Raw genomic sequence first — 18,635 nt, forward strand, 5'->3', positions numbered from 1 at the left:
TAAGTTCCACAACGCGGCCCATCGGATCGGGCACGCTGCGCGTGGGCTGATTCAGGGCGTGTGTCAGTTGCCGGCGCTCGTGATGTGCCGGCTTTTCAGAACCTCCTCCAGCCAGCCGATCCGCATTTCCGGAACCGATTTGAGCAGGAGGTCGGTGTAGTCGTCGAAGGGCGGCAACAGCACCTGCGACTTCGGGCCGAAGCGTTGCAGGCGCCCGTTCAGCATGATGGCCACCGAATCGGCCAGGGCGCGGACGATGGAAATGTCGTGCGTGATGAACAGGTAGGACACCGCCGTCTCCCGCTGAAGGCGCATCAACAGATCGAGGATGCCCTCAGCCACCAGCGGATCAAGCGCCGACGTTGGTTCGTCACAGAGGATCAGGTCGGGCTTGGCGGCCAACGCCCGGGCGATGGCTACCCGCTGCTTCTGGCCACCCGACAACTCGCCCGGGTAACGGTCGGCAAAGCCCTCTCCCATCTCGATGGCGTCGAGGAGTTCGGCGATGTGCCTCGCCTTCTCGCGTCCCCTGAGGCCAAAGTAAAAGGTAAGCGGACGCCCGATGATCTGGCTGACCGTCTGCCTTGGGTTCATGGCGGTATCCGCCATCTGGTAGATGAGCTGGATGCGCCGCAGTTGGTCCTTGCTCCGGCGCTTTTGAAGTGCCGGCAAAACCTCGTCGTCAAAGAGGATCCGCCCATCGCTCGGAGGCAGCAAACCGGTGATGGCACGGGCAAGCGTCGATTTGCCCGAACCGGACTCGCCGACGATGGCAAGCGTCTGCCCCTTCGGCAGATGCAGCGAAATATCCTTTAGGACGGGAACGCCGTTGCCGTAGGCGGCGGTCACGTTCTCCACCTTGAGAAGCGTGCCAGACTGGTCCGTCGCCTCCGTCTCCCGCGACTTGCGCACGCCGATCAGCGCCTTGGTGTAGTCTTCCTTCGGAGCCTCGATGATCTGGCTCACAGTGCCGTATTCGACCGTCTGGCCGTTTCTCAGCACCATGATGTCGTCGGCGATCTGAGTGACCACGGCGAGGTCGTGGGTGATGTAGAGCGCCGAGGTGCCGGTTTCGCGGATCGCATGCTTGATGGCGGCGAGCACGTCGATCTGGGTGGTGACGTCCAGCGCCGTGGTCGGCTCGTCGAAGACGATGAGCTCGGGATTGGGGCACAATGCCATCGCGGTCATCGCCCGCTGGAGCTGTCCGCCGGAGACCTGGTGCGGATAGCGGTCGCCGAAATGGTCCGGATCTGGCAGGCCAAGCACCTCGAAGAGGTGGACGGCTCGCGCGCGGGCCGATGGACGATCCATCAGCCGGTGCAGAAGCGTCGCCTCCACAACCTGATCGATAAGTCGATGCGCTGGATTGAAGGCGGCGGCGGCCGACTGCGCCACATAGGCGACGCGGGCGCCACGCAGGCGGCGGATGTCGCGCTTCGAAAAGGTGACGATATCTTCTCCGTCGAGCAGCACCTCTCCGCCTGTGATGCGGATGCCTCCTCGCCCATAGGCGAGCGCGGCGAGGCCGATGGTCGACTTTCCGGCGCCCGACTCGCCGATGAGACCAAGCACCTTGCCTTTCTCCAGCGAGAAGGAGACGCCGCTGACGATCTCCATGTCGCGGGGGCGTTCGCCGGGCGGATAGACCTTGGCTGCGATCCTGAGGTCCCGGACCGTAAAGAAATCAGCCATCGTCGCGTCCTCCCTTGAGGCTGGACGTTCTCTTCAGGAGCCAGTCGACGACCAGGTTGACGCAAACGGCAAGCGTGGCGATGGCCGCGCCAGGGATGAGGGCGGCGGAAACGGCAAAGATGATGCCATCCTTGTTGTCCTTGACCATGCCGCCCCAGTCGGCGGTTGGCGGCTGTATCCCCAGGCCGAGGAAGGACAGCGTCGACAGGAACAGGATGGAAAAGGCGAAGCGCAGCCCAAACTCCGCCAGAAGCGGCGACAGAGCATTCGGCAGGATTTCGCGGAAGATGATCCAGATGGTTCTCTCCCCGCGCAGCCGCGCGGCCTCGACGAACTCCATCACCGAGATATCGAGGGCGATCGCCCTGCCCAACCGAAAGACGCGGGTGGAATCGAGCACGGCCATGACCAGGATGAGTACCCACACGCTCTGCGGCAGGACCGCCAGGAGCACGAGAGCGAAGATCAGCGTCGGAATTGACATCATCAGGTCGTTGAGCCGCGACAGGCCTTGATCGACAACGCCGCGAGTGGCGGCGGCGATGAAGCTCAGCGTGATGCCGATCGAGAAGGACAACACCGAAGCGGCGAGAGCCACGGCGAGCGTGGTTCGGGCACCGTAGATCAGACGTGAAAGCAGATCGCGGCCAAGATTGTCGGTACCGAGCAGGAATGTCGAGCTCATCGGCTCCCAGATATCGCCGACGATCTCGCGTTCCCCATAGGGGGCGACATAAGGGGCGAAGACAGCGGCGCCGGCCGTTACTGTAATGCCGATGATGCCGATCCAGGCGCTCGGGGGAATGTCGCGCGCCCTCATCTCGGATGCCTCAGTTTGGGGTTGGCGATGATGGCGGCGATGTCGGCCATCATGTTGAGAAGGATGTAGACGCTGGCGAAGATGAGGCCGCAGGCCTGGACCACCGGCATGTCGCGTACGGTGACGGCATCGACCATGTACTGCCCCATGCCTGGGTAGACAAAGACGACCTCGACAACCACGACTCCGACGATCAGGTAGGCGAGGTTGAGCGCGACGACGTTGATGATCGGAGCGATGGCGTTGGGCACCGCGTGCCGAAGGATCGCAAGATAACTCGGCAATCCCTTGAGCTCGGCGGTCTCCATGTAGGGTGAGGCCATCACGGAAATAATGGCGGCCCGGGTCATCCTGAGCATGTGGGCGAGCACCACCAGGACCAGCGTCGCCGTCGGCAGTGCAATGGCCTCGAGACGATCGAAGAGGGGCATGCCTCGATAGACCGTGGCCGGGAAAGGAACGGACCCGAGTTCAACCGCGAAGAACAGGATGAGAAGATAGCCGACGAAGAACTCCGGAAGCGAGATCGCCGCCAGCGAGACGACGTTGATCAGTCGGTCGGGTACTCGGTTGCGGAAGAGAACGGCCACCATGCCAAGGCCGACCGCCAGCGGGACGGCGATGATGGCGGCTGCGAAAGCAAGAAAGAGCGAGTTGCCCAGTCGGTTGGCTATCTGTTGGCTGACCGAAGCGTGGCTGGCCCAGGACATGCCGAAATCGCCATGAAGGGCGCCGGAAAGCCATTCGACGTAACGGGTGGCCACCGGCTTGTCCAGGCCGAGGTCGGCACGAATATTGGCGACGGCCTCGGGGGTTGCAGCTTGGCCGAGATAGGTCGAGGCGAAGTCGCCGGGTAACGCTTCGACGCCGACGAAGATCAGGATCGAAACGGCGACCAGCAGCAAGGCACTGAGGCCGAGCCTTTGCGCGATCAGCGTCGCCAAGGGAAAGCGTTTGCGGAAGCCGGGTGGCGCCGGTGTCGAAGCCGGCTTTGTGACGTCGGAAGAGAAAATCGTCATGCGCAAGGGTGGGTTGGGACCGTGTTGGCGGAACGCCACGATCGGAAGCGGGGCGGAACCGGGAGCTTCCGGTTCCGCGGAGAAATATGACTTCAGGCTTCGAGCCAGACGCGGCTAGCGATGAGGCCGTTGGAAATGTCGTTGCCGATATCGTGGACGTAGCCCTTGAGCGTCTTGCTCGCCGCGCCGATGTAGTCGTTGAACACCGGCAGGATGAGGCCGCCGCCGTCGCGCACCATCAGCGCCATCTGGCGATAGAGCGCCTTGCGCTTATCGTCGTCGAGCTCGGAGCGGGCGGCCAGGAGCAACTTGTCGAAGTCCTCGCTCTTGAACCGGGTGTCGTTCCACTCGGCGGTCGACAAATAGGATGTCGAGTAGCGCAGGTCCTGCGTCGGTCTGCCGCCCCAGTAGGAGGCGCAGAACGGTTTGGCGTTCCAGACATTGGTCCAATAGCCATCGCCGGGCTCGCGCTTGACCTCAAGCTTGATGCCGGCCTTGGCAGCACTTTGCTGGAACAGGACGGAAGCGTCGACCGCGCCCGGGAAGGCAACGTCGGACGTGCGAAGCACGATCGCACCGTCGTGGCCCGATTTCTTGTAGTGGAAGGCGGCCTTGTCGGGGTCGTAAAGGCGCTGCTCGATGCCCTCGGGGAACAGCGCATAGGCATCGTTGACGGGGAAGTCGTTGCCAAGGCTTCCGTAGCCGCCGAGGATTTGCTTCAGCATCGCCTCACGGTCGATGGCATGCTTCAAGGCGAGCCTGAGGTCGTTATTGTCGAATGGTGCGGTGTCGCAATGCATCAGGAAGCAATAGAAGCCCTTGCCCGGCGTCCGTAGTATCTCGACGCGCGGCGACCGCTTGAGCAGGGATACCGTCTTGGGATCGATCTGGCTGATGTAGTGTACCTGGCCGGAGGAGATCGCCGCGATGCGGGCGGTAGCATCGTTCATGACGATGATTTCGACGCTGTCCACATGTCCGCGGTCCGATCGCCAGTCGTCCTTGTTCTTCTCGAAGGTGATGCGGACGCCGGGCTGATAGTCGACAAGCTTGTAGGGGCCGGTGCCGATGCCGGCCTCGGGCTTGTCGACGCCACCGTTCGGTTGCATCACCAGATGATAGTCGGTCAGGATCAGCGGCAAGTCGGCATTGCCCTCGTGAAGGGTAATGACGAGGTCGCCGGCGCGGTTCTCGATGGTCTTGATCGAGCGAAGAAGCCCCAGGGCTCCGGATTGGGACGCGGTGTCGCTGTGGCGCTTCAGGGTCGCGACCGCATCGTCGGCGGTGAACGACGAGTCGTCGTGGAAGCGTACATCCTTGCGGATCTTGAAGGTCCAGACCGATGCGTCGGCCGAAGGCTCCCAGGACTCGGCGAGCGAGGGCAATGGTGTGCCGGTCTTCGGGTCGGAGTCCACCAGCGTATCACCGTAAGTCCTGCCGACGGTGAAGGAGACCGAGCCGCTGTATTTTGCCGGATCGAGGGAGTCGGTGGAAGCTCCACCTTCGAGCCCAAGCTTCAGATGGCCTCCCTTGCGTGGCGGCTCCTCTGCCATCGCCCTGCTCGCGAGAAGCCCCTCGGCGGCAATGACGGTCAGGCCCGAGGTTGCGGCCAGACGCAGGAAATGACGCCGATCGAGGCCGCCCGCTTTTGCCTGCTGGACAAGATAATCGAGTTTCTCGCTCATATAATTCCCCGGGTTTCAAACAATCGGCATGCCTCTCGCAAGGCATATGTGGGCGGCGGCTAATTGATCGCGGAAGGCGCTGGGCGTCGAACCAATTCAGCTTGAGGGTGTAACCTAAAGTGAGCTTGCTTGTGAATGCAACCAACGTAAGGCCGTATTTTACCCTCTGTCGAGGTGCTGGCGCATGCTTGGGCAATTCTCATTCATGCCGGAGTTTTTCGACACGAAAATCGTTGGTGGTGAACAAGTCGCTTGTCGCTCAGGATGGAGCGGGTACCTGAGCGGCAGCCGCCACGACGCCGACCGACTGAAAGCCCGCCCCCGACATCGACTGTCGACTTTTGTCGGACCCGCGACAGCATCTGTTGCTGGCCAGTTTTGTGCTGTTTTGTCTATAAATAATTGAAAAGACTGAATTTTATAGAAGAATAGCCAGTTGGCACGGCCTTTGAAAATAGCTGGGTGTGAGGCGGCCCTTTGCTGCCGACCGAGTTGGCATCCCCTCCCGGTGCTTTCGAGAAGACAAGGAACCATCACCATGGCTGCACTCCGCCAGATCGCATTCTACGGCAAGGGTGGCATCGGCAAGTCGACCACCTCCCAGAACACGCTCGCTGCCCTCGTCGAGATGGGGCAGAAGATCCTCATCGTCGGCTGTGATCCGAAGGCCGATTCGACGCGCCTCATCCTCAATGCCAAGGCGCAGGACACCGTTCTTCACCTCGCCGCCGAACATGGCTCGGTCGAGGACCTCGAACTCGAAGATGTGCTGAAGGTCGGCTACAAGGGCATCAAGTGCGTCGAATCCGGTGGTCCGGAGCCGGGCGTCGGTTGCGCCGGCCGCGGCGTCATCACCTCCATCAACTTCCTCGAGGAAAACGGCGCCTATGACGACGTCGACTACGTCTCCTACGACGTTCTCGGCGACGTGGTGTGCGGTGGCTTCGCCATGCCGATCCGCGAGAACAAGGCGCAGGAAATCTACATCGTCATGTCCGGCGAGATGATGGCACTCTACGCCGCCAACAACATTTCGCGCGGCATCCTGAAATACGCCAACACTGGTGGCGTCCGCCTCGGCGGCCTGATCTGCAACGAGCGCCAGACCGACCGCGAGCTCGATCTTGCCGAGGCCTTGGCCAAGCGCATCAACACCAAGCTGATCCACTTCGTGCCGCGCGACAACATCGTCCAGCACGCCGAACTGCGCAAGCAGACGGTCATCCAGTACGCGCCGGACAGCAAGCAGGCCGAGGAATACCGGCAGCTTGCCACCAAGATCCACGAGAACGGCGGCAAGGGCACCATACCCACGCCGATCACCATGGAAGAGCTGGAAGACATGCTGCTCGCCTTCGGCATCATGAAGACCGACGAACAGATGATCGCCGAACTCGCCGCCAAGGAAGCCGCCCGTCAGGCCGCGGTTCCCGCCTGATCTCCGGGGGGAGGCGAAGGCCGGGCCTTGACCCCGGCTTTCGCATTCATTCTTCGGCCCGTTCCGCGAGGACATGAACCATGAGCGACAGTTACGAAAACGACGGCAAGGCCCACGAGCAATATATCGCCGAGGTCCTCGCCCAGTATCCCGAGAAGTTCGCCAAGCGGCGCAAGAAGCATCTCTCCGTCGCCAAGGCGGCCGAGGTTGAGCCGGATGCGCCGGTCGGCGAGGAAGGCCCGCTTCTCACCGAATGCGAAGTCAAGTCGAACATCAAGTCGATCCCCGGCGTGATGACCATCCGCGGCTGCGCCTACGCCGGCTCAAAGGGCGTGGTGTGGGGACCGGTCAAGGACATGGTTCACATCAGCCATGGCCCGGTCGGCTGCGGTCAGTACTCCTGGTCGCAGCGTCGCAACTACTATGTGGGCACCACCGGCATCGACGCCTTCGGCACCATGCAGATCACGTCCGACTTCCAGGAGAAGGACATCGTCTTCGGTGGCGACAAGAAGCTCGACAAGGTGATCGACGAAATCGAGCAGATGTTCCCGCTCAGCGGTGGCATCTCCGTGCAATCTGAATGCCCGATCGGCCTGATCGGCGACGATATCGAAGCCGTCTCCCGCCGCAAGGGCAAGGAGATCGGCAAGACCATCGTTCCCGTCCGCTGCGAGGGCTTCCGTGGCGTGTCGCAGTCGCTCGGTCACCACATCGCCAATGACGCCATCCGCGACTGGGTGCTCGACAAGAGCGCCGAAGCAGAATGGGAGGCCGGCCCCTACGACGTCAACATCGTCGGCGACTACAACATCGGCGGCGACGCCTGGGCATCGCGGCGCCTCCTTGAGGAGATGGGCCTGCGCATCTGCGGCAACTGGTCGGGCGATGCCACGCTGGCCGAGATGGAGCGCGCGCCGAAGGCCAAGCTCAATCTCATTCACTGCTACCGCTCGATGAACTACATCTGCCGGCACATGGAAGAGAAGTACGGCATCCCCTGGATGGAGTACAACTTCTTCGGCCCCTCGCAGATCGCCGCCAGCCTGCGCAAGATCGCCAAGCACTTCGGCCCGGAAATCGAGGCGAAGGCCGAGGAGGTCATCGCCAAGTACCAGCCGCTGGTCGACGGCATTCTGGAAAAATACGGCCCTCGCCTCAAGGGCAAGAAGGTCATGCTCTATGTCGGCGGCCTCCGGCCACGTCACGTGATGACCGCCTACGAGGATCTCGGCATGGAGATCGCCGGCACCGGTTACGAGTTCGCCCACAACGACGACTACCAGCGCACCGGTCACTACGCCAAGCCAGGCACGCTGATCTACGATGACGTCACCGGCTACGAACTGGAGAAGTTCGTCGAGAAGATCCGCCCCGATCTCGTCGGCTCGGGCATCAAGGAAAAGTATCCCGTTCAGAAGATGGGCATCCCCTTCCGCCAGATGCACTCCTGGGACTATTCGGGCCCCTATCACGGCTATGATGGCTTCGCCATTTTCGCCCGCGACATGGATCTTGCGATCAACAATCCGGTCTGGGACCTGTTCGACGCGCCGTGGACGGATGGCGGCGAACTGCTCGCAGCGGCCGAATGATCTGCCTCCCTCTCCCCGAAAGGGGAGGGGGCTCCCCAAAAGCCAACCCTTTCACCACGCGCTTGCCGCGTGACCGATACTCCTGTGCCCGTTTGGCCGCCGTATGGCGCGGCGCGGGCGATGAGGTCAGACCATGCCCCAGTCAGCCGAAAAGATCCTCGATCATGGCCCCTTGTTCCGCGAGCCGGAATACCAGGAAATGTTCGCTCGCAAGAAGGCTTGCGACGGCGCTGCCAGCATCGACGCCACCGCGCTCCAGTCCGAATACACCAAGGGCTGGGAATATCGGGAAAAGAACTTTGCTCGTGAAGCGCTGGTCATCAATCCGGCCAAGGCCTGCCAGCCGCTTGGCGCGGTATTCGCCGCCGCCGGCTTCGAGAAGACCATGAGCTTCGTCCATGGCTCGCAGGGCTGCGCCGCCTACTTCCGCTCGCATCTTTCCCGCCACTTCAAGGAGCCGTGCACGGCGGTCTCCTCGTCGATGACCGAGGACGCGGCGGTGTTCGGCGGCCTCAACAACATGATCGACGGCCTCGCCAACTGCTACTCGCTCTATCAGCCCAAGATGATCGCCGTCTCCACCACCTGCATGGCTGAGGTGATCGGCGACGACCTGCACGGCTTCATCGGCAATGCCAAGGCCAAGGGCTCGGTGCCCGAAGACTTCGACGTGCCCTTTGCCCACACGCCCTCCTTCGTCGGCAGCCATATCGATGGCTACGACAACTCCATCAAGGGCATCCTCGAGCACTTCTGGAAGGACAATCCGGTGGTGGCCAGCGCATCGGAAACCATCAACATCGTCCCCGGCTTCGATGGCTTCTGCGTCGGCAACAATCGCGAGCTCGGTCGCATGCTCGACCTGATGGGCGTCAGCTACAAGCTGATCGGCGACGCTGCCGACCAGTTCGACACGCCTTCGGACGGCGAGTACCGCATGTATGACGGCGGCACCACCATCGACGACCTGAAGGCCGCCAAGGGTGCCAAGGCAACCCTCGCGCTCCAGCACTGGAACAGTCGCAAGACGCTGGAGTACGCGGGAAGCGTCGGCCAGGAGACCGCGAGCTTCAACTACCCGCTCGGCATCCGCGCCACCGACGAGCTTCTCATGAAGATCTCGTCGCTCAGCGGCAAGGCTATCCCCGAGGCGCTTCGTCTCGAGCGTGGTCGTCTCGTCGATGCCATGGCCGACAGCCAGGCCTATCTGCACGGCAAGCGCTACGCCATTTTCGGCGATCCCGACTTCGTTCAGGCCATGGCGCGCTTCATCCTCGAAACGGGCGGCGAACCCGTCCACTGCCTGTCCACCAACGGTGGCAAGGAATGGGCCGAGGACATGCAGGTGCTGTTCGACAGCTCGCCCTTCGGCAAGGACTGCAAGGCCTATGCGCACAAGGATCTCTGGCACCTGCGCTCGCTGATGTTCACCGAGCCGGTGGACTTCCTGATCGGCAACAGCCACGGCAAGTATCTCGAACGCGATACCAAGACCCCGCTCATCAGGCTGACATTCCCGATCTTCGACCGTCATCACCACCACCGGTTCCCGGTGATCGGCTATCAGGGCGGCCTCAGAGTGCTGACCACCATCCTCGACAAGCTGTTCGACAAGCTCGACGCCGAGACCAACATTGCCGGCGAGACCGATATCTCCTTCGATCTGACGCGCTGAAAGCGGTATCGAGACGCATGACGAGGGCCGGCCCGGAAACGGAGCCGGCCCTCATCCATTGAGGGAAGCCAAAGCCCTGCCGCCAAAGGTTGGATGCTGAGCGAAAGACGATGCGTCGCAAACCCGACAATGATGTGTCGCAAGCCTCGCCGTCACGGGGAACGAACGCGCGAAGTCCCTGTGTGTGGCGGAAGGAGCCAGCGATTTCAATCTCTTGGTAGGTAGGCTTTCACTGGCACGTCGCTTGCGAAACACGTCTTGTGACCGCAAGCAACGAGGCTCCGATGTCCCTGAAGGCCAGGATTGCCAGTGTGTTCGACGAGCCGGCTTGCCCGACCAATCGGGAGAAGTCCGAGACGACGCGCAAGAAGGGCTGCTCGAAACCCTTGACACCCGGCGCGGCAGCCGGCGGTTGCGCCTTCGATGGCGCCAAGATCGTGCTGCAGCCGGTGACCGATGTCGCCCACCTCATCCACGGTCCTCTTGCCTGCGAGGGCAACTCCTGGGACAACCGCCATTCGGCCTCATCCGGCCCGGATCTGTGGCGGCGCTCGTTCACCACCGATCTTTCCGAGCTCGACATCGTCATGGGCAATGGCGAGAAGAAGCTGTTCAAGGCGATCCGAACCATCGTCGAAAGGCACGATCCGCCGGCGATCTTCGTTTACTCCACCTGCGTCGCCTCGCTGATCGGCGACGATATCTCCGCCGTCTGCAAACGCGCCGGCGAGCGCTTTGGCCGTCCCGTCGTCGCCGTCGAGGCGCCCGGCTTCGCCGGTTCGAAGAACCTCGGCAACCGCTTGGCAGGTCAGACGCTTCTCGACCATGTCATCGGCACCGTCGAGCCGGACGATGTGACGCCTTACGACGTGAACATCCTCGGCGAGTACAATCTGCTCGGCGAGTTCTGGTTCGTGAAGCCGCTCCTCGAGGAGCTGGGCATCCGTCTGCGCGCCGTCATTCCGGGCGACGCCCGCTATCGCGACATTGCCACCGCTCATCGGGCCAAGGCCAACATGATGGTCTGCTCGTCGGCCCTCATCAACCTCGCGCGCGGCATGCAGGAGCGCTGGGGCATCCCTTATTTCGAAGGATCCTTCTACGGCATTGCCGACACATCGGCGGCCATCCGTGGCATCTGCCGTCTGCTGGTGGAGGGAGGAGCCTCTGCCGATCTGCTCGATCGGGCCGAAACGCTGATCGCTCGCGAAGAGGCGATCGCCTGGCAGCGCATCGAGCCGTTGAAGCCTCGGCTCGCCGGCAAACGGGTTTTGCTCAACACCGGCGGCGTCAAGAGCTGGTCGATGGTCGATGCGCTTCAGGAGGCCGGAATGGAGGTGATCCGGACCTCGATCAAGAAGTCGACGGAGGAAGACAAGGCCCGGGCGCTGGCCGCCCTGAAGGACGAGAAGCACCTGTTCGATCGCCTGCCTCCGCGCGAGATCTACCGGATGCTGGCCGATGGCGAGGCCGACATCATGCTGTCCGGCAGCCGCACGCAGTTCATCGCGCTGAAGGCAAAGACGCCCTGGCTCGACGTCAATCAGGAGCGCCACCACCCCTACGCTGGTTACGAAGGTTTCGTCGAACTGCTCAAGCGGATCGATCTTGCCGTCAACAGCCCGGTATTCCCGGCCTTGCGCGCACCGGCGCCATGGGACGAGGCCGGTCGCCTGCTCGACTCCCCCGACGTGCCGGTGGAGGTCGTCCATAGCTTTCGCAAGTTCGCCGGCGGCGTCCTCGAAGACGCCGACGATTGCTGAGGAGATAGTGATGTCCTCGACCGAAGTTCGCTCTCTCTCCACCAATCCGTTGAAGTCCTCGCAGCCGCTCGGTGCCGCCTATGCCTTTCTTGGTGTCGAGGGGGGCATTCCTCTCCTCCATGGCAGTCAGGGTTGCACGGCTTTCGCGTTGGTGCTGTTCGTCCGCCACTTCAAGGAAACCATTCCCATCCAGACGACGGCCATGAACGAGATTTCGACGGTGCTCGGGGGCTCGGATCATCTCGAGGAAGCCATCGTCAACATCCGGACACGCGCCAACCCCAAGCTGATCGGTGTCTGCACCACGGCGCTGGTCGAAACGCGCGGCGAGGACTTTGCCGCCGACATTGCCTCGATCGTCGATCGTCGCGCCGATGCGCTCGGCGACTGCCGCGTCGTTCTGGCCGGGACGCCCGACTTCCGCGGCTCGATCGAGGAGGGGTGGAGCGCCGCCGTCACGGCAATGATCGAAGCGGGTACCCAACCCACCGCGCGGCGTGACCCCGAGCGCCTTGTCATTCTTGCTCCCAGCCATTTCACGGTTGGCGACATCGAAGTCGTGCGGCAAACGGCCGAGCTGTTCGGTTTTACGCCGGTCGTCCTGCCGGACATCTCCGGCTCGCTCGATGGCACTGTCCCCGATCGCTGGATACCCTCCGCCTACGGTGGCACCGCCGTTGCCGACATCGAGACGTTGGGGGCTGCCTGCCATTGCGTCGCCGTCGGCGAGCACATGCGCCGTCCGGCCGAGGTCCTGAACCGCAAGACCGGCCTCGCCTTCACGCTTCTGCCGACGCTGACCGGCCTTGCCGCTGCCGATCGGTTCGTCGCCTTGCTCGCCCGACTGTCCGGCCGGCCGGTCCCCGCGTCGATCCGCCGTCGCCGGTCGCAGCTTCAGGATGCCATGCTGGACGGTCATTTCCACTTCGGCGGCCGCAAGGTGGCCATCGCAGCCGAACCGGATCTTCTCTACCAGATGGCGAGCTTCTTCGCCGAAATGGGCGCGGAAACCAGCGTCGCGATCGCTTCGACGCCGGACAGCGCCATCCTGGAGGCCGTGCCGGCCGAGGTGATTGTCGGCGACCTCGGCGACCTCGAGCAACGCGCGACCGGCGCCGACCTGCTGGTCAGTCATGCCCATGGTCGTCAAGCGTCGGAGCGGCTGGACATACCGCTGTTCCGCGTCGGCTTTCCGATTTTCGACCGTCTCGGCGCCCAGCATCGTCGAAGCGCGCTCTACGAGGGCACGCGCGACCTGATCTTCGAGGTGGCGAACACCCTGATCGCCGCCGACCACCATCACCCGACACCCGAAAGCCTCGATCCGCTACGCAACCGGGAGACACTCCATGACAGCCGTCCGTCGCCTGAGCCTCGTCGACACTGACGAGGCAACCGATGCCGCGCCACCGCCCGGCGCGGTGCGCGTCGCCATTGCGTCAACCGATCTCAAGGGGCTCAACGCCCACTTCGGCTCGGCGCCCAAGTTCGCCGTCTACGACGTGACACCCTCCGGCTGGAGCTTTGTCGAAGCCGTCGAGTTCGAAGGCAACACCGAGGGCGACGGCAACCACCGGACCGATGGCGACGACCGCATCACGCCCAAGGTCGACGCGCTCGCAGGCTGCCATCTGTTGTTCTGCCTGGCCATTGGCGGGCCGGCCGCCGCCAAGGCGGTGGCGCAGCGGATACACCCGATCAAGGCTCAACCGGCGCCGATCGACGATGTGCTGGAGAAGGTGCGGGCCATGCTGACCGGCAGCCCGCCGCCCTGGCTTCGCAAGGTTCTACAGGCGGCCGGCGTAGGCGCCCCACGCCCCGATTTTGAGGATGACTGAACCGATGAGCGACATCGCCCCGCCGATTTCCGACCTCGACCATCCCTTCGTCAAGACCTTGGCCCGCCTCGTCCGCTCCGCCGACAGCTACGGCGTCTGGGAACGAAAGACCGACGGTGAGGTGCTCGCCGATTTCATCGTCAGCCGCGAGGAGCGTCGGTCGAGGCCCATCATCGACGATCCGGATCCCGACATCATCGACCGCGTGGAGGCCTTCTATGGCGCGGTCAGTCTCGCCGTCGAGCAGGTCACGGGGCGGGTCGCCTCGCCCATCCTGAAGCTGAACCACGAGGGATTCGGCCGCGTGCTGCTCACAGCCGGCCGGTTGGTGGTGATCTCAAGGACGTTGCGCGACGTCCACCGCTTCGGCTTCGACGACTTCGCCGCTCTGGCCACTGCCGGCGGCAAGCTGGTCGACGAGGCGACCGCCATGATCGGTCGCTTCCCCGAGGTCGCCGATTTCTGAGTTCTCTCGATCCATCCGAGCTGGAGACATTTGATGGCCGACTACACCACCCGCGACGGTAGTCCCTGGACGCCGCTGTTTCTCGTTTCGATCGACGGCGGCGCTTGCATCGGTTGTGCGCGCTGCTTCAAGGTTTGCGATCGCGACGTCATGCATCTCTACGGTGTCGACGAGGACGGCGAGATCCTCGGCAAGGTCGTCGAGGACGATGATGACGACTTCGACGGCGAACTCAATCGCAAGATCATGGTCGCCGACAACGACGGCGCCTGCATCGGCTGCAACGCGTGCGCCCGCGTTTGCCCGAAGAACTGTCAGAATCACGCGGCGCCCGACAAGCTGGCGGCGTAACGCCTTCCTCCATTGTCAGAAACTTGGCAGAAGCGGCACGATGTTGCCGCTTCTCGCGTTCGTTCGGGCCAGCATCTTCTGTCGCCGGTCGTCGGTTTCCTGCCACCAGGCGCGTACGACGCGCAGGCGGCAGGCAAGCAGGGTTCCGATGCCGCCGGTGAACCGCAGCCAGGCGTCCACGTCTTCCCGGCGGACGGCCGTCAGTATCGGAAGGCCAAAGGCGGCCAGCGTGCCGAAGGTGTCCGCCTGGCCGCCGCCTGTGATTTCCGCCGCGCCGAAGCGTGGGACGATGGCAAGGTCGGCCCGCGCCTCGATGGTTGCGAGGATACGCCTCCTCGTCACGGCCGCCTCCGCTGGAGAGGGGCGCGCATGCGACTGGCGCCACCGGTCGCCGCCGATCAGATCGACCAGTGTCACGTCTCTGCTCGGCGGTTCCTCGTCATCGGGCAGGTGGACGATGCCGCCCACTCGACGCCCCGCCGTCTGGAGTTCATCGGCGAAGAAAGCGATGAGATGGTCTACCGAGGCGCCTTCCTCGTAAACGATTGCCGCCAGCTCGGACGCATTTATCGCGGCTGGGTCGAGGGTGGGAAAGCGGTCGAGCAGGCGACGGGTCATGAGGGGCTCCGTGTCGAATGCGGGCGGCAATGGTGGGCGCTTCGCAAAGGCCGGGCCAATTGCCTTGACCGTTATTGCTTCGGATATATAACGAAACGAGACTTCACGCACATACGGAGAAGGCCATGCGGCTCTCGGCGCGTAACATCCTGAAGGGCAAGGTGGTGGCTCTCACCCGTGGCGCGACCACCACGCATGTCAAGGTCGAGATCGTGGAAGGCGTGGTGGTCACGGCTGCGATCACCAACGAGGCGGCCGACGATCTCGGGCTGATGGTCGGCGCGGACGCCGCCGCCATCATCAAGGCGTCCGACGTGATGATCGGTATCGAACCATGATTTCGCGAACCGAGATTGAGCGCCTGCTGGCCGAGGATGTGCCCGCCGGCGATCTGACCACCGATGCTCTGGGCTTCGGGCACCGACCCGGCCATATGACCTTCACGGCGCGCCATGACATGGTGCTTGCCGGCATCGAGGTTGCCGCGAAAATGATGGACGGCCTCACCGTCGTTCTTCACGCAAAGGACGGAGATTGGCTGCCCGCCGGGACGGCCATTCTGGAGGCGCGTGGACCAGCCTCCGCCTTGCACCGTGCCTGGAAGGCGGCGCAGACGCTTCTCGAGATCCTGTCGGGCATCGCCTCGGCCACTCGCGCCGTGGTCGAGGCGGCGGCCCCTCTTCCGGTCGCCACCACGCGAAAGACGGTGCCCGGCGCCCGTGCCCTGTCGCAACTGGCCGTCCGGGCCGGTGGCGGCATTCTTCACCGCCATGGTCTGTCGGAGACCATCCTCGTCTTCCCGGAACACCGCCTGTTCCTTGGTGGCGAGAGCCTGTCCGACATCGCAGCTCGCCTCCGACGAACCCAGCCCGAGAAAGCGCTGACAGTCGAGGTCGGCACGATCGACGAGGCGGTCGAGGCGGCTGTCGCCGGCTTCGATGTAGTCCAGCTCGAGAAGTTTGCGCCCGAGGCGGTGGCCGAACTGGTCGATCGTCTGCCGGAAAGGGGCAAGCGGGCTCGTATCGGTGCGGCCGGCGGCATCGACCCGGCCAACGCGGCCGCCTATGCTGCGGCCGGCGCCGACTTCATCGTCACGTCCTGGCCCTACACCGCTCGTCCTCGCGACGTCGCGGTTCGCCTGTTTGCCGACTGATACCGCCTCCGTCGGGTTTCGCCCAAAAGGTCGAAACCCGCTTGAACTGGACAAGTCCAGATCAAGCGGAGCAGGTATGAGCCGGCACGCCCTTTGCGCTGATCCCCTCCAGACGCTCCCGAACTCCGACAAGACGGCTTCGTCTTGTCGGTTTTCCGACAGAGTTGAAGGAGGTGACACATGCCGGCCTCGATCTTTGCGCGCCACTACTCGACGCTCAGCGCCGCGGCCCGCCCGGCGCGGGACGACGCGGAGGCGTTTGACAACCATGTGCTCGCCTCGATTCTCGCTGCGGCGCTGACCGAGGAGGCGACGTCAGGAATCGGCGCCATCGACGGTCTCGGTCTGTCGCAAACCGAGCTCGATCGGCTCGTTTGTCACTGCTTCCCAAGCTATGCCGCCACTGAGCTTGCTGGTTTTGAGCCAGGCGAGCCGGCGGAAGAGGAAGCGCTCCTTGTCGATCTCCTCTTGGCGCATCGCTCCGGTCCAGAGCCCGTGGCGACCTGGCTTGCCACCCTGATCGCGCGAAGAGCCATGCGGCCGGATCATCTCTGGCAGGACTTGGGGCTGAACGACCGTGGTGAGCTCAACCGTCTGCTCGCTCGCCATTTCCAAACGCTGCACACCGGCAACACGGGCAATATGCGCTGGAAGAAGTACTTCTACCGTGTGCTTTGCGAGGCTGAGGGTTTCTCGCTCTGCGCCGCGCCCTCCTGCGCCGTCTGCACCGACTTCAACGACTGTTTCGGCGCCGAAGACGGCCTGAGCCGACTCGCCGACCTCCGCCGCCGCGTGGAACAGGCGGCATGAAATCTGTCCGGCGACATGTCGGTTTTCCGACACACGGCTCAGAGATGCTTAAATTCAAGGGCTTAGAACATGGCATGAGCCATGCAGTCTCAGTTTCGACCCTTCGTTTCCGGGATGTGAGGACTGACCATGATCGAACTCACCGAAAGCGCTGCCGATGCCGTGCGAACTGCTCTCGCCGGCGCCGACGGGCAGGCCGAGGGCCTGCGTATCATCGTCGAGGCCGGAGGCTGTGCCGGCCTCCGCTACCGCTTGGGCCTGGAGACGGACGAACGGCCCGGCGATCTCGTGGTGGAGCAGGGCGGCGTCCGGCTCTATCTCGATCTGCTGACCCAGCGCCATGTCGACGGACTGGTCGTCGACTTCATCGATGGCGTCGAGCAATCCGGCTTCGTCTTCGACAATCCGAACGCCGCGTCCCGCTGCTCCTGCGGCAAGTCCTTCTGTTGAGAGGCGCCATGTCCTGTCCTATCGATCGCCCCGTTCCCGACGCCGCAGGCATCCTTGAGAGGATGAGAAGCCTTTCCTCGGCCGAGGACTTCTTCGATGTCCTAGGCGTTCGCTTCGATCCCGAGCGCCTGGCCGTCTGCCGCCTGCATGTCATGAAGCGCATGGGGGAGATGCTGGCCGGTGACGATCTCGAGGATTTGCCCGATGCGGTCGCCGCCGCGCGCGCCCGCTCCATGCTGGAGCGGGCCTATCGGGAGTTCTCCGGCGCTTCGCCGCTCGAGAAGCGACTTTTCAAGGTACTGAAGGACCGCGACCCCAGCCGACCTGCCGCGCCGCGTCGTCCCTTCGTGCCGCTCGGCGATGCCCTGCGACCGATCGACGGCAGCTGATCCTCGGGACTTTGGAGCGGTCTTCATCGTGAGTGAAGCGACGGTCTGCCAGGAAGGAACGCCGGATGGCGGTCTGATCGGCCATTCGACCAACCTGGTCGGCTTGCCGACGGTTTTTCTTGCCGACGTCGCCTTCAACGCCCGTCCGGTTCCCGTCCATGTCTCCGGTGTACGGGAGATGAACGGAGGACTGTTCGAAATGCTAGGGCTCGCCGCGGACCTGACCGAAGCGGGCGATGCCTTCGCCGCCTACATGATGGCGATGTTCGGCATCGATCGCGAGCAGCGCGAGCCGGGAAACGCGTCGGTGCGCCGTCGTTATCGCTCGTCCTATCTGCGGCTGATCAAGGGCTGGGGATACGACAGCAACGGACCGGAGGGCGCGGTGCTGAAGGGCTGGGTGGAGAGTCGCTTCGGCATCTTTCCGACATTTCACCGGGAACGTCTGGTGAGGCAGGCGCCGGCCGCTTGGGCGGCCTATGTGGCCGAGAAGATGTCGAGCCGCTTCCACAACAACGCGATCATGGCCCAGCTCGACCTGCTCTACGAGTTCTGCCAGTGGGCGCTCGTCCGCTTCGCCTCTCCGACGGAGACACACCTGACGCTTCATCGCGGTGTCAACGACTTCAACGAGCATCCCATCCGGCAGCGGATCGATCGACGCCGGATCGTCATGCGCCTCAACAGCCTGTCGTCCTTCACCGCCGAGCGCGACATTGCGGACTGCTTCGGCGATGTCATTCTTACGGCACGGGTGCCGCGTGAGAAGATCCTGTTCTTCAATACGCTGATGGCCTCTCACCCCCTCAAGGGCGAAGGCGAGTATCTGGTGATTGGCGGCGACTACGAACTCAGTGTGTCCCGATGAGG

General features: G+C 63.5%; 19 protein-coding genes. 14 read left to right on the forward strand and 5 right to left on the reverse strand.

The window, feature by feature from the left end:
• Positions 1-63: 63 nt before the first annotated feature.
• The 4 genes from M4J40_RS11210 to M4J40_RS11225 all read right to left on the reverse strand — a co-directional run bounded on the left by M4J40_RS11210 (position 64) and on the right by M4J40_RS11225 (position 5,219).
• Positions 64-1,695, reverse strand: a complete 1,632-nt coding sequence (locus M4J40_RS11210) for an ABC transporter ATP-binding protein (RefSeq protein WP_251754211.1) — start codon at positions 1,693-1,695, stop codon at positions 64-66.
• Positions 1,688-2,515 (reverse strand): ABC transporter permease, encoded by an 828-nt coding sequence (locus M4J40_RS11215; protein ID WP_251754212.1) that lies wholly within the window; start codon positions 2,513-2,515, stop codon positions 1,688-1,690. Before M4J40_RS11215 ends, M4J40_RS11210 begins: the two co-directional genes overlap by 8 nt.
• Positions 2,512-3,534: an ABC transporter permease gene (locus tag M4J40_RS11220; protein ID WP_251754213.1), complete on the reverse strand. Its 1,023-nt coding sequence runs from the start codon at positions 3,532-3,534 to the stop codon at positions 2,512-2,514. Before M4J40_RS11220 ends, M4J40_RS11215 begins: the two co-directional genes overlap by 4 nt.
• Positions 3,535-3,626: 92 nt before the next feature.
• Positions 3,627-5,219 carry an ABC transporter substrate-binding protein gene (locus tag M4J40_RS11225; RefSeq protein WP_251754214.1) on the reverse strand — a complete coding sequence of 531 codons (1,593 nt, stop codon included), beginning with the start codon at positions 5,217-5,219 and terminating at the stop codon, positions 3,627-3,629.
• 538 nt (positions 5,220-5,757) lie between these two features.
• Between M4J40_RS11225 and nifH the strand changes: the two genes are divergently transcribed.
• The 8 genes from nifH to fdxB all read left to right on the forward strand — a co-directional run bounded on the left by nifH (position 5,758) and on the right by fdxB (position 14,345).
• Positions 5,758-6,657 carry a nitrogenase iron protein gene (gene nifH / locus M4J40_RS11230; RefSeq protein WP_251727549.1) on the forward strand — a complete coding sequence of 300 codons (900 nt, stop codon included), beginning with the start codon at positions 5,758-5,760 and terminating at the stop codon, positions 6,655-6,657.
• Positions 6,658-6,737: 80 nt separating this feature from the next.
• Positions 6,738-8,252 carry a nitrogenase molybdenum-iron protein alpha chain gene (gene nifD, locus M4J40_RS11235; RefSeq protein ID WP_251754215.1) on the forward strand — a complete coding sequence of 505 codons (1,515 nt, stop codon included), beginning with the start codon at positions 6,738-6,740 and terminating at the stop codon, positions 8,250-8,252.
• A 133-nt stretch (positions 8,253-8,385) separates the two neighbouring features.
• A complete protein-coding gene (nifK, locus tag M4J40_RS11240) occupies positions 8,386-9,927 on the forward strand; it encodes a nitrogenase molybdenum-iron protein subunit beta (protein ID WP_251754216.1) in 1,542 nt (513 codons plus the stop codon).
• A 284-nt stretch (positions 9,928-10,211) separates the two neighbouring features.
• Complete coding sequence (gene nifE, locus M4J40_RS11245) at positions 10,212-11,690, forward strand: nitrogenase iron-molybdenum cofactor biosynthesis protein NifE (protein ID WP_251754217.1); 1,479 nt, start codon at positions 10,212-10,214, stop codon at positions 11,688-11,690.
• Between the two features lie 4 nt (positions 11,691-11,694).
• A complete protein-coding gene (nifN, locus tag M4J40_RS11250; protein WP_405030745.1) occupies positions 11,695-13,077 on the forward strand; it encodes a nitrogenase iron-molybdenum cofactor biosynthesis protein NifN in 1,383 nt (460 codons plus the stop codon).
• The gene (gene nifX / locus M4J40_RS11255; RefSeq protein ID WP_251754219.1) at positions 13,040-13,528 is read left to right on the forward strand and encodes a nitrogen fixation protein NifX; all 489 of its coding nucleotides are present in this window, start codon (positions 13,040-13,042) and stop codon (positions 13,526-13,528) included. The genes nifN and nifX overlap by 38 nt, the downstream gene beginning before the upstream one ends.
• Positions 13,529-13,532: 4 nt before the next feature.
• Positions 13,533-13,994 carry a NifX-associated nitrogen fixation protein gene (locus M4J40_RS11260; RefSeq protein WP_251754220.1) on the forward strand — a complete coding sequence of 154 codons (462 nt, stop codon included), beginning with the start codon at positions 13,533-13,535 and terminating at the stop codon, positions 13,992-13,994.
• A 33-nt stretch (positions 13,995-14,027) separates the two neighbouring features.
• Positions 14,028-14,345: a ferredoxin III, nif-specific gene (gene fdxB, locus M4J40_RS11265; protein WP_405030736.1), complete on the forward strand. Its 318-nt coding sequence runs from the start codon at positions 14,028-14,030 to the stop codon at positions 14,343-14,345.
• A gap of 15 nt (positions 14,346-14,360) precedes the next feature.
• On the opposite strand, the gene M4J40_RS11270 is transcribed toward fdxB, so the two are convergent.
• Positions 14,361-14,963 carry a DUF2478 domain-containing protein gene (locus M4J40_RS11270; protein ID WP_251754222.1) on the reverse strand — a complete coding sequence of 201 codons (603 nt, stop codon included), beginning with the start codon at positions 14,961-14,963 and terminating at the stop codon, positions 14,361-14,363.
• A 125-nt stretch (positions 14,964-15,088) separates the two neighbouring features.
• Between M4J40_RS11270 and M4J40_RS11275 the strand changes: the two genes are divergently transcribed.
• From M4J40_RS11275 to M4J40_RS11300, 6 genes are all read left to right on the forward strand, one after another.
• A complete protein-coding gene (locus tag M4J40_RS11275) occupies positions 15,089-15,301 on the forward strand; it encodes a molybdopterin-binding protein (protein ID WP_251754223.1) in 213 nt (70 codons plus the stop codon).
• Complete coding sequence (gene modD / locus M4J40_RS11280) at positions 15,298-16,116, forward strand: ModD protein (protein WP_251754224.1); 819 nt, start codon at positions 15,298-15,300, stop codon at positions 16,114-16,116. Before M4J40_RS11275 ends, modD begins: the two co-directional genes overlap by 4 nt.
• Before the next feature lie 180 nt (positions 16,117-16,296).
• Entirely contained in the window at positions 16,297-16,926 is a 630-nt protein-coding gene (locus M4J40_RS11285; protein ID WP_251754225.1) for a nitrogen fixation protein NifQ, read from the forward strand.
• Positions 16,927-17,055: 129 nt separating this feature from the next.
• Positions 17,056-17,376: an iron-sulfur cluster assembly accessory protein gene (locus M4J40_RS11290; RefSeq protein ID WP_251754226.1), complete on the forward strand. Its 321-nt coding sequence runs from the start codon at positions 17,056-17,058 to the stop codon at positions 17,374-17,376.
• Positions 17,377-17,384: 8 nt separating this feature from the next.
• Entirely contained in the window at positions 17,385-17,765 is a 381-nt protein-coding gene (nifW, locus tag M4J40_RS11295) for a nitrogenase stabilizing/protective protein NifW (protein WP_251754227.1), read from the forward strand.
• Positions 17,766-17,793: 28 nt separating this feature from the next.
• Positions 17,794-18,633 carry an NAD(+)--dinitrogen-reductase ADP-D-ribosyltransferase gene (locus tag M4J40_RS11300; protein WP_251754228.1) on the forward strand — a complete coding sequence of 280 codons (840 nt, stop codon included), beginning with the start codon at positions 17,794-17,796 and terminating at the stop codon, positions 18,631-18,633.
• Positions 18,634-18,635: the final 2 nt, after the last annotated feature.

Source organism: Pleomorphomonas sp. JP5 (assembly GCF_023721815.1).
Lineage (GTDB): Bacteria > Pseudomonadota > Alphaproteobacteria > Rhizobiales > Pleomorphomonadaceae > Pleomorphomonas.